Here is an 11,686-nt window from a genome sequence, read left to right as displayed (position 1 = left end):
TGAAAAAAAGGACTCTTCGGAGTCCTTTTTTTACGCCTGAAGGAAAATGCCGAAAAATCAGACGCTTAGTAAATCGCAAAAGCCGCAACTTGCACGCAGGCATGATGGCGTTCATGCAAGTTGCACGATTCCGAAATTCGAGTGTTTTTATAAGTATATGATTTTTAACGATTTAATCTTCTGTGGCGACTTGGCACACTGCCTGCAATAACCCTGTTAACGCTGCAGCATCAAGGTTCACACACTGCAGACTTTTAATAAAACAGGAGTTACTCGTATGAAGAAGTTCGCTCTCGCTACTGCTACCGCTCTGACCCTGGCCATGGGTGCTAACGTGGCCTTTGCCCAGACTTCCCAAGCTCCAATGACCCTGGCGGCCGGTGAAGCCACCAAGGCAAAAGAAAGCGTTTCGGATACTTGGATCACCACCAAAGTTAAATCCGATCTGCTGACCGAAAAAGGCATCCCTGGTTCGGACATCAAGGTTGAGACCAACAAAGGTGTGGTTTCCCTGTCTTCGACCGTAGCCATTTCGGACGCGCAGAAAGAAACTGCCGTAGCGATCACCAAGAAAATCAAAGGTGTAACCGCAGTTTCGGCTGACGGCCTGTTGGCTGGCGGCGCTACCAAGGCAGACAACATCGACAAAACCAAAGGTGCAGCGGCTGACGCCAAAGGCGCAACCTCCGACACCTGGATCACCACCAAAGTCAAAGCTGACCTGGTCACCGAGAAAGGCATTCCTGGCACCGACATCAAAGTCGAAACCAACAAGGGTGTAGTTTCCCTGTCCTCTTCGGTCGCTGTGACCGAGGCACAGAAAACGACCGCGGTGAACATCACCAAGAAAATCAAAGGCGTTAAAGCTGTATCGGCCGATGGCCTGAAAGCAGAGTAACGCTCAAGAATTCGTCTGAACTAGCGGCGGCGGCGCGTGAGTTAGATATCCACTCAATGCACCTCTAAGTTTCATGCGACCGACCACACGGATGTGGTCATTACAGGCCCCGGCACTTCTGTGTCGGGGCCTGTTCTATTGGGGCGGGAAAGTAATGCGCCAGCGGCGCCTACTCGGCGTCCAAGTGCATCGGCGTTATCACTCGACCGTCTTTTTCTGCCTGGCCCAGTTGCGCGTCAATGAAGTAGACCCGGTCGTCCTCCAGCTGGGCTTTATCCACCAGGTAGTCCTTGATCGTGCTCGCACGGTCCTGGCCCAACTGGCGCAGCAGCACGTCACTGCCACTCCAGAACTTGATCACGCTCTCTTTCAACCTGGCGGTGCGGTCACTGCTGCTCAGGTCCTTCCATTCAGCCGGAGGCTGCTGTTTCAAGCGGGTGCGGTAAATACCTTCGAGCAAGGGGGCTTTTTCGCTCTCAGGGACTTCCAGCAAGGACGCCTGGGCCGGGACTTTCTCGCCACGGCGCTGCAGCATTTTGTAGTAGTTGTATTGGTATTCCCGCTCCAGCCGCTGGGCCGCCAGGAATGGGCCGTCGCTGCTGGCTGCGGCCGTGCCTTCGATTTCCAGGCGTAGGGCAGGGCGTTCTTTCAAGGCTTTGGCCAAGGTGTTGAGAGCGCCTTCGGCATCTTTGTTCAACTCGCTGGAGCCTGCCGCGAACGACACGCTACCCAAGTCCTCCGCTCCGCCTCCGGTGACCAATCCGCCAATAAACTTGAACGGCGCAGTGGCCGCTCGCACCACCAGATTGCGCAGGGTTTGCCACACAATGGGCATCACGCTGAATTGCGGGTTATTCAGGTCACCGGATACGGGCAGTTCGATGGAGATCTTGCCGTCGCTGTCCTTGAGCAAGGCGATTGCCAGACGAATCGGCAAGTCCACGGCATCGGCGCTGTCGACTTTTTCGCCCAGTTGCAATTGCTCGACCACCACTTTGTTCTCAGCCTTCAACTGGCCCTTGGTGATCACGTAATGCAGGTCAAGGTTGAGGCGGCCCTTGCGGATGCGGAAACCGGCGAACTTGCCCGAGTAAGGCGTCAGGGTGGTCAGCTCGACACGTTTGAAGCTGGTGGCGATGTCCAGCGCCGCCATCGGGTCAAACGGGTTCACGCTGCCTTTGATGGTCACCGGTGCATAACGGTCGACCTTGCCCTTGATGTCAACGCTCGCCGGTTTGGCCTGGCGACTGTCGATGGTGCCGATCTGCCCGTTGAGCTGTTGGATCGCAGTGGCGAAGTTGGGGGTGAGGCTGAAGTCGGCGAAGTTGGCCGAACCGTCGTTGATCGCAATCTGCCCGATATGGATGCCCAGGGATTTTTCTTTGCTCGCGGCAGGTTTGGCTGACGATTTGGCGCCACTGTCGGCCGGCTGCGGGATCAGCAGGTCGTCGACGTTGGTGGTGCGGTCATCGTTGATCATGAACCGCGCATAGGGCTGCAGCAGGTTGACCTTGTCGATCGATAGGCTGTCGCCGTGTTGGTAGTTCACGCCTTCGAGCACCAGGCGCTGCCATTTGAGGAAGTCGCGGGTCTTGAGGGTGTCGAGGGTATGCAATTGGTCAACCTGCGCGCGGCCGGTGATCTGCAGCGCCAGGGGATCGGTGCTTTTCAGGTTCACGTCGAGGTCGCTGCCAAGCATGCCACTGCGCAGTTCCAGGCGGATAAACGGGCTGATATAGGACTGGGCGACCCGCAGGTCGATGTCCTTGGTATTGACCTTCAACTTGGCGCTGACCGGGTTGAGGTTGACCGTGCCGGTTGCCTGGATCTTGCCCTGCTTGCCCAGGCCGGTGTCGACCTTCAGGGTGAAGGGGCTCTGGTTGAGGCTGTCGAAGTTCTGCACGTCGACGTTCAACGGGCCGAGCTCCAGCGCCACCGCAGGTTTGGCCTGGCGGTCGGCCAAGTGCACCTGGTAGTAGCGCAGCTGTACATCCTTGAGCAGCACTTGCCAGGGCTTGCTTGGGGCGACGGGCGCAGGCTTTGGCGAGTCGGCCGTGGCGGGTGCAGTCGCAGGCTCCGGCGCCTTGGCCGGTTTGCCTGGCTGTCCGGCGAACAGTTTTTGCCAGTCCAGTTGCCCATCCGCTTCACGAGCCGCCCAGGTCTCGAGTTTATTGCTGCGGATCTTGCCCACCACCACCTGCTGTTTGGCCAGGTCCACCGTGGTCTCACTGACGTCCAAACGCTCCAGGCGCACCAACGGCCGGCCATCCGGGGCCTTGATGGCGAACGGTGCGATGCTGGCGGCGGTATTGGTCAGGTTCAGCTCGGTTTCTTTGGCCAGGCTGAACCTGTATTCGGTACTGAAGTTGAGCACGCCGTCTTCAAGTACCAGGGGTAAGGCGTCACGCACATACGGCCACCAGGCTTTCATCTTGCCGCCGGTGACTTTGAGCGTACCTTCGGACGTGATCGGCACCAGGCTGAAGTTGCCTTTCCAGTCGATCTGTCCGCCTTCAGGGCCGGCGGCGACCAAGGTCATGTCCGCATTGTCTTCCGGCAGGGTGCTGAGGTTCTTCAGCTCGAAGTCGAGGGTATCGTAGAGGAATTCGATGGGTTCGCTGGGGCGCAGGTCTTGGAAATGCAAATAACCGCCAGCCAGCTTGATGCTGTCGACACGCAGCGGGAACGGATTGGCGTCAGGGTCTGCCGGGGTCGGCTCGCTCGGTGGCAGCTTGAACAACTGCGCCAGATTCAGCTGGCCTGATTTGTCGAACAACAACTCGGTCCTGGGCTTGTCCAGTTGCACATCCGCCAGGTGCAGGGCGCGGGTCCACAGGCTATCGGCCTGCAGGTTGGCGTAAAGCCGTTCGAAACCTACCTGTTCCTTACCGGGTTCGCCAATCTTCAAGCCCCATACCGTGACTTCCAGGCTGAACGGGTTAAGTTCGATCCGCTCGATGCGTGCCGGCACCGTGGCGTAATTGGCTAACTGTTGGTTGGCAATACGAAGGGCGATGCCAGGCAAAATCAGAAAGCCCAGCAAGCTGTACAACGCGAGGGCAGTCAACAAGGCGCCAGTGGCGCGAATCAATCCTTTGGGCATGGGGCGGCGCCATCTATGTCAAACAGGAGTGCCTTGGAGTATGGCACGGGTTTTCGGTTCCGAAGAACCGGGCCTTTAGGATGCTGCTTACAGTTGAAGTATCAGAGTCTTCAGCGGTGGCTGTTGATCTTGTGAGGGAAAGTCCGCGCCGGGCGTCATGATTTTCCAGTCCCGCACCGGACGCCCAGCCTTTTGCGCACAACGCAGCACCTGTTCACGCCAATCCTCCATGCTGACTTTTGCCAGGTTGTTACAGCAGATCAGCACGCCATTGTCGGCTGTAGCGAGCAGTGCCGGCTTGAGCAGGCTCTGGTAGTCACGCAACAGGTCGACGGTACCGAAGGCACTCTTGGCCCAGGCCGGCGGGTCGAGCAACACCAGGTCATATTGACGCTGCTCGAGGCGCAGATAGCTCGGCAGTTTCTGCCCGCGACGCTGGGTGATCGGCAGCCCGGCCAGTTGGCGAATCGCCGGGAAGTAGTCCGATTGCACGAACTCCATGGTGGGAAGCTGTGGATTGAGCTGGCCGTTTTCACGTCCCACCGCCAGGTTGCCCTCGGCGAAGTCCAGGTTGCATACCTCGCGCGCGCCACCGGCAGCGGCGCTCAGGCCCACCCCGCATGTGTAGGCAAACAGGTTCAGTACGCTTTTGCCGGCGCTGTGGTCCTTGACCCAACCGCGGGTATTGCGCAGGTCGAGGAACAGTAGTGGGTCCTGGCCGGCATGGCGCCCACGGACACGGTAATTAAGGCCCCATTCGTGGCCGACCAGGTCTTCCAGCGCGGCAGGTTCGGCGCGGTATACCGAATCTTCGCGATCGACCCGCGAGTTGCCGCGGGAGCGGTCGTTGTAGACCAGCAGCAACTCCAGGCCCATGTACTGGTTGATCAGTTGGTGCAGCTCCAGCAGGTCGGCGGTTTCCAGCGACTGATGGAAGCTTTGCACCAGTAACTGCGGGCCATAGCGGTCGATGGTCAGGCCGCCGGCGCCTTCCTGGCTGCCATGGAACAGCCGATAGCAGTTGGTGCCCTGGGCGTGCAGTTCGCTGATCAGATCCTGGCGATGATCGAGGGCGGCGCGCAGCGCCTGATTCAAGGGAGACATGGAGCGCGCCTTGCTTAGGTAAATGGGGGCAATGAGGGCGCGGAGTTTAGCAGCTATGGCGCGTCGCCTACATCAACCCCATCCGCCGGTGTGCACGCTGCACCGAACCATTGCGCATCGCCCAGCGCAACAACGGTGCGCTGCGCTTGACCCCGGCGCGGATCATCTGGCGTTGCAGGGGGCTCTGGTGCTGATCGAGCAGGGTGCTGGCCCAGTCCGGCAGCAGGTCGATCCCGGCTTGCATCATCAAGGCACCAAAAGGCTTGGCCAACAGGCTGGGGGAGGGCGCGTTCAGCAACAGGCGCAGCACTTCGCGGCTGCGCTCGTCGCACAGCAATTGCGGGCGGATATTCTCAAGGTAATCGGAAATTTCCTGGCGTGAATGCGGCACATCCTGCGCGCCGAGCCGTTCTGCGACGACGGCGATCTCGTTGTAGTAACGGTCCTGATCACGGCCGCAGAGGTGCGGGTTGCGATAGCGCAAGTGGGCAGCAAGAAAGTTGCTCACCTCCGCCACATGCACCCAGGTCAGCAGCGCTGGATCGCTGGCCGCGTAAGGCCTCCCGTCCGGGGCATGGCCCACCACCTGCAGGTGAATGGTGCGCACTTTTTCGATCAGCCAGTCGGCGTCTTTGCGCGCGCCGAACGTGGTACCGGAAATAAACTGCGAGGTACGGCGCAGGCGCCCAAGCATGTCCTGGCGAAAATTCGAATGGTCCCACACGCCGGCCAGGGCCAATGGGTGCAAGGCTTGCAGCATCAAGGCGCTGATACCGCCGATAAGCATGCTGCTGAAGTCGCCATGGACTTGCCAACTGATCGAGTCCGGCCCGAACAGGCCCGGATCGCCCTTGGGGTTTTCCAGGTCCAGTTGGCCCAGTGACAAGCCGGTGAGGCTCATCAACTGGGTTTCGATACGGCTGCGGATAAATTCCATGGCGACTCGGGTTTCCTAGCGGTTCAGGCGTTTGTCGATCAGGCCGTCGACGACGCTGGGGTCGGCCAGGGTCGAGGTATCACCCAGGCTGTCCAGTTCGTTGCAGGCGATCTTGCGCAAAATCCGGCGCATGATCTTGCCGGATCGGGTTTTCGGCAAGGCCGGTGCCCATTGGATCAGTTCCGGCTTGGCAAAGCTGCCGATTTCCTTGCTGACCAGTTCCAGCAGGTGTTTTTTCAGCGCCTCGCTGGGTTCGACGCCATTCATGGGGGTGACGAAGGCGTAGATGCCCTGGCCTTTGACATCGTGGGGGTAGCCCACCACGGCGGCCTCGGCCACCAGGTCATGCAGCACCAGCGCACTTTCTACCTCGGCGGTGCCGATACGGTGGCCGGATACGTTGATCACATCGTCGATGCGCCCGGTGATCCAGTAGTCGCCGTCCTCATCGCGGCGCGCGCCGTCACCGGTGAAATAGTAACCGGGGTAGGGTTTGAAATAGGTGTCGACCATGCGCTGCGGGTCGCCGTAGACGCTGCGAATCTGCCCCGGCCAACTGGCCTTGATCGCCAGTACGCCGCTGCCGGCTCCGCTGATGACCTTGCCTTGTTCATCCAGCAGCACGGGCTGCACGCCAAACATCGGCTGGGTGGCGCAACCTGGTTTGATGCGCTGGGCGCTGACCAGCGGGCTGAGCATGATGCCGCCGGTCTCGGTCTGCCACCAGGTATCGACAATGGGGCAACGCTGTTCGCCCACTGCGTTGAAGTACCAGTCCCAGGCTTCCGGGTTGATCGGTTCGCCGACGCTGCCGAGCAGGCGCAGGCTGGCGCGGGAGGTCGTCTCCAGCGGGGCGTGACCCTCGCGCATCAACGCGCGCAAGGCGGTGGGGGCGGTGTAGAAGATATTCACCTGGTGTTTATCGATGACCTGCCAGAAGCGCGAACTGTCCGGGTAGCTCGGCACACCTTCGAACATCAGCGAGGTCGCGCCATTGGCCAGCGGCCCGTACACGATGTAACTATGGCCGGTGACCCAACCCACATCGGCAGTGCACCAGAACACCTCACCGTCGCGGTAATCGAGTACGTACTTGAAGGTCATTGCCGCCTGGAGCAGGTAGCCGCCCGTGGTGTGCAGCACGCCCTTGGGCTTGCCGGTGCTGCCGGAGGTGTAGAGGATAAACAGCGGGGCTTCGGCGTCCATCGGTTCGGGAGGGCAATCGTCGCTCGCTGCATCCAAGGCCTGTTGATACTTGAGGTCGCGGCCTTCGCTCCAGCTCACCGGGGCGCCGGTGCGTTGTACCACCAGCACCGTGCTGACGTCGGGGCAACTGGCCAGGGCCTTGTCGACATTCTGTTTCAACGCCACCGGCTTACCACCGCGCACGCCTTCATCGGCTGTGATCACGGTGCGGCAGTCGGCGTCCAGGATGCGGTCGCGCAGGGCGTCCGGTGAGAACCCGCCAAATACCACCGAGTGCACCGCGCCAATCCGTGTGCAAGCCAGCATGGCGTAGGCCGCTTCCGGGATCATCGGCATGTAGATACACACCCGGTCGCCTTTTTTCACGCCACGGCTTTTCAGCACATTGGCCAGGCGGCAGACGTTTTGGTGCAGTTGGCGGTAGGTGATTTTGGAAGATTTTGCAGGATCGTCACCTTCCCAGATGAAGGCCGGCTTATCGGCGCGTTGCGCCAGGTGACGGTCGATGCAGTTGTAGCTGACGTTCAACTGGCCACCGGCAAACCACTGGGCGGCACCGGTCTGGATGTCTGACTGCTGGACGGTGTGCCACGGTGTTATCCAGTCGAGAAAGCCCTTGGCCTGTTCGGCCCAGAACGTGTCCGGCTGTTCGATGGATTGGCGATAGAGGCGCTGGTAGTCCTCTTGACTGAGTTGCGCAGCCCGGCGGACGGCATCGGCGATGGGAAACGTGCTGATATCGAACATGAGCGATCCTTATTCTTGTTTTTGCGACAAGTCATAAAGATGCACCCTGTATGGAGAGGGTTCAAGGCCAACGTCCAAACGGACGTTGGCCTTGCGTTGCCTGCATCAGCCGCGGTGACGGCCGCGGAAGTAGTTGATCAGGCCCTGGGTCGACGCGTCTTCGGCCAAGGTTTCTTCGGCGCCGGTGAGGCGATTGTATACGCCCTTGCCCAGCTCCTTGCCCAGCTCCACGCCCCATTGGTCGAAGGCGTTGATGCCCCAGATCACGCTTTGCACGAACACTTTATGTTCATACATCGCAACCAGGGCGCCCAGGCGACGCGGGCTGATGCGTTCAACCACGAGCGTGTTGCTCGGACGGTTGCCCGGGATCACCTTGTGCGGTGCCAGCTTCTGCACGTCGTCTTCCGGGATGCCCTTGTCGCGCAGCTCGGCTTCGGCTTCGCTGCGGGTCTTGCCGAGCATCAGTGCCTGGCTTTGGGACAGGCAGTTGGCGTACAGCCACTGATGGTGGTCGGACACCGGGTTGAAGCTGACGATCGGCACGATGAAGTCGGCCGGGATCAGTTGGGTGCCTTGGTGCAGCAACTGGTGATAAGCATGTTGGCCGTTGCAGCCGACGCCGCCCCAGATCACCGGGCCTGTGTCGGTGGACACTGGTTTGCCGTCCTGGCGCACGCTCTTGCCGTTGGATTCCATGTCCAGCTGCTGCAAGTGCTTGGTGATGTTACGCAGGTAGTGGTCGTATGGCAGGATCGCATGGCTCTGCGCACCCCAGAAGTTGCCGTACCACACGCCCAGCAGGCCCAGCAGCACCGGCATGTTCTGTTCGAACGGTGCGTTCTGGAAATGCTGGTCCATGGTGTAGGCACCGGACAGCAGTTCCTTGAAGTTGGACATGCCGATGGCCAGGGCGATTGGCAGGCCGATGGCCGACCACAACGAATAACGGCCGCCCACCCAGTCCCACATCGGGAAGATGTTTTCTTCGCGGATACCGAAGGCCACGGCGGCCGCGTTGTTGCTCGACACGGCGATAAAGTGGCGGTACAGCTCGGCTTCCGAGCCACCCTGGGCCAGGTACCAGGCGCGGGCGGCCTGGGCGTTTTTCAGGGTTTCCAGGGTGTTGAAGGATTTCGACGAGACGATAAACAGCGTGGTCTCGGCGCGCAGCTTCATGGTCAGCTCATGGAATTCGCTGCCATCGATGTTCGCCAGGTAGTGGCAGCGCACGCCTTTGTGGGCGTAGGACAACAGCGCTTCAGAGACCAGCTCCGGGCCGAGGAACGAGCCGCCGATGCCGATGTTCACCACGTCGGTGATTGGCTTCTCGGTGTAGCCACGCCACAGGCCGTCGTGGATGCGGCCGACCAGGTCGGTGATCTGGTTCAGCACCTTATGCACGTCCGGCATGATGTTCACGCCGTTGACCGACAGCTTGTCGCCCACCGGGCGGCGCAGGGCGGTGTGCAGGGCAGGGCGGCCTTCGGAGGAGTTGACCGGCTCGCCCGCATACAGCGAGTTGATTGCGTCTTTAAGGCCCACTTCGTTGGCAAGGCCCACCAGCAGGTCGCGGGTTTCGCCGGTGATCAGGTTTTTCGAGTAATCGAGGAAAAGTCCGCAGCTGCTCAAGGTGAACTGGGAAAAGCGCTGGGGATCGGCATTGAACGCTTCGCGCATGCTGAAATCCTGCATGGCTTGGCGATGTTGATTGAGCGCTTGCCAGGCGGGCAGAGCGGTAACGTCATGAGGGGTGCGGTAGTACGCCATCGCTGCGGGTTTCCTTTTATTACGGGGACTGCCTTTAGGACACTTCAAAGCCCGGAACATCCAGTCTTATCTCAAGGATTGGGTTCCAGACAGCGCTAACCATAGCGCAGGGCGATTACATTAAACCTAGCGTGTCGATATGTCTTGGCTTTGTCTGCGCTGTGGCCGGTACTTTTTTATACCGGCACAGCGATCAGGGCAATCGGCGGGGTGTTCAGAGAGGTCAGTCGAGGGTCAGATGCAGGTTGTCGATCAGGCGGGTCGTGCCTAGAAAGGCCGCCACCAGAATCACAATATCCCGATCCTCCGCCGTAGCGGCCCGCAGGTGCACGCCCTGGCGCACTTCGAGGTAATCCAGGCGCAACCCGGCAGCCTCGATCTGCTGCACCTGTTCGGCACGCAGCCTGGCGAAGTCGTGATCACCGCTTTTGATGGCTGCGGCAATCTGGCTGAGGCTGCGGTACAGCACCGGCGCGATCGCACGTTGTTCTTCGCTGAGAAAACCGTTGCGCGAGGACAGTGCCAAGCCATCATCGGCGCGCACGGTGGGCTCGCCGATAATCTGGATCGGCATGTTCAGGTCATGGACCATGGCACGAATCACGGCCAGTTGCTGGTAGTCCTTCTGGCCAAATACAGCCATGTCCGGCTGGACCATGTTGAACAGTTTGCTGACCACGGTCGCCACGCCTTCGAAATGCCCGGGACGGCTGGCGCCGCACAAGCCTTCGGACAATTGCGGGACGCTGACGCGGGTCTGGCCGGTCATGCCGCCGGGGTACATCTCCTCGACGGTCGGCGCGAACAGCAGGTTGCAGCCTGCCTGTAGGAGCTTTTCCTGATCGGCGGCCAGGGTGCGAGGGTACTTGTCCAGGTCTTCGCCGGCGCCAAATTGCAGCGGGTTGACGAAAATACTCGCCACGACAAAGTCCGCCTGCTGCACAGCCTTGCTGACCAGGCTGGCATGGCCGCTGTGCAGGTTACCCATGGTGGGCACGAAGCCGATGCGTTTGCCGGCCTTGCGGGCGTGGGCGACGGCGGCTCTGAGTTCACGTACGGTTTTTACGGTGTTCATGCAGAGAATCCGTGTTCGGCGCCTGGGAAGGTCACGCCTTTGACTTCGGCGACGTAAGCACTCAATGCCGCGTGGATGCTGTCCTGGCCGGTCATGAAGTTCTTCACGAACTTCGGCACGCGGCCGGTAATCGACAGGCCGAGCATGTCGTGCAGCACCAGCACCTGGCCGTCGGTGGCCGAGCCCGCGCCAATACCGATCACCGGCACTTTAACGGCCTGGGTGATTTCTGCTGCGAGTTCGCTGGGCACGCATTCGAGCAGGATCATCGCAACGCCCGCCTGCTCCAGGGCGATGGCATCGGCACGCATCTGGCGCGCCTGGGCTTCGTTGCGGCCTTGGACCTTGTAGCCGCCGAGGATGTTCACGGACTGTGGCGTCAGGCCCATATGTGCACAGACCGGCACGCCGCGCTCAGCCAGCAGGCGAATCGACTCGGCGAGCCACACGGCGCCCTCCACCTTGATCATGTGTGCACCGGCACGCATCAGTTTGCCGGCGTTCAGGAAGGTCTGTTCGACGGTGGCGTAGTCCATGAACGGCAGGTCGGCGATGATGAATGCGCCGTCGTTGCCGCGCTTGACGCTGGAGGTGTGGTAGGCCAGTTCATCGGTGGTGACGGGCAGGGTGCTGTCATTCCCTTGAAGGACCATGCCCAGGGAGTCGCCTACCAGTAACACTTCAACCCCGGCCTGGCAGCAGGCGTGGGCGAAGGTGGCGTCATAGCAGGTCAGCATGGTGATTTTTTCACCTTTGAGCTTGAGGCTCTGCAAGGTGGTCAGGGTAATGTCTGGCATGAAAAGGGTCCTCGTTCAGGCGCTTGGAAACAGCGAGTTACGCGCGTGA

At 60.4% G+C, this 11,686-nt stretch carries 8 protein-coding genes; 1 reads left to right on the top strand and 7 read right to left on the bottom strand.

Annotated features, from left to right (window positions below):
* Window positions 1-277 precede the first annotated feature (277 nt).
* The gene (locus FX984_RS14650) at window positions 278-898 is read left to right on the top strand and encodes a BON domain-containing protein (protein ID WP_027605372.1); all 621 of its coding nucleotides are present in this window, start codon (window positions 278-280) and stop codon (window positions 896-898) included.
* A 169-nt stretch (window positions 899-1,067) separates the two neighbouring features.
* On the opposite strand, the gene FX984_RS14645 is transcribed toward FX984_RS14650, so the two are convergent.
* The 7 genes from FX984_RS14645 to panB all read right to left on the bottom strand — a co-directional run bounded on the left by FX984_RS14645 (window position 1,068) and on the right by panB (window position 11,637).
* A complete protein-coding gene (locus FX984_RS14645; RefSeq protein WP_146478304.1) occupies window positions 1,068-4,001 on the bottom strand; it encodes a DUF748 domain-containing protein in 2,934 nt (977 codons plus the stop codon).
* Window positions 4,002-4,088: 87 nt separating this feature from the next.
* Window positions 4,089-5,105 (bottom strand): class I SAM-dependent rRNA methyltransferase, encoded by a 1,017-nt coding sequence (locus FX984_RS14640; RefSeq protein WP_146478303.1) that lies wholly within the window; start codon window positions 5,103-5,105, stop codon window positions 4,089-4,091.
* 67 nt (window positions 5,106-5,172) lie between these two features.
* The gene (locus FX984_RS14635; RefSeq protein WP_146478302.1) at window positions 5,173-6,042 is read right to left on the bottom strand and encodes an oxygenase MpaB family protein; all 870 of its coding nucleotides are present in this window, start codon (window positions 6,040-6,042) and stop codon (window positions 5,173-5,175) included.
* A gap of 15 nt (window positions 6,043-6,057) precedes the next feature.
* A complete protein-coding gene (gene acs, locus FX984_RS14630) occupies window positions 6,058-7,995 on the bottom strand; it encodes an acetate--CoA ligase (RefSeq protein WP_146478301.1) in 1,938 nt (645 codons plus the stop codon).
* Window positions 7,996-8,100: 105 nt separating this feature from the next.
* A complete protein-coding gene (gene pgi, locus FX984_RS14625) occupies window positions 8,101-9,765 on the bottom strand; it encodes a glucose-6-phosphate isomerase (RefSeq protein ID WP_027605377.1) in 1,665 nt (554 codons plus the stop codon).
* A 223-nt stretch (window positions 9,766-9,988) separates the two neighbouring features.
* Window positions 9,989-10,840, bottom strand: a complete 852-nt coding sequence (panC, locus tag FX984_RS14620; protein WP_027605378.1) for a pantoate--beta-alanine ligase — start codon at window positions 10,838-10,840, stop codon at window positions 9,989-9,991.
* Window positions 10,837-11,637, bottom strand: coding sequence for a 3-methyl-2-oxobutanoate hydroxymethyltransferase (panB, locus tag FX984_RS14615; protein ID WP_027605379.1), 801 nt, complete (start codon window positions 11,635-11,637; stop codon window positions 10,837-10,839). Before panB ends, panC begins: the two co-directional genes overlap by 4 nt.
* Between the last annotated feature and the right edge of the window lie 49 nt (window positions 11,638-11,686).

This window comes from Pseudomonas marginalis, assembly GCF_008692035.1.
Classification (GTDB): Bacteria; Pseudomonadota; Gammaproteobacteria; order Pseudomonadales; family Pseudomonadaceae; genus Aquipseudomonas; species Aquipseudomonas marginalis.
The sequence above is the reverse complement of the archived record's forward strand: the minus strand, read 5'-3'. Positions and strand labels throughout refer to the sequence as shown.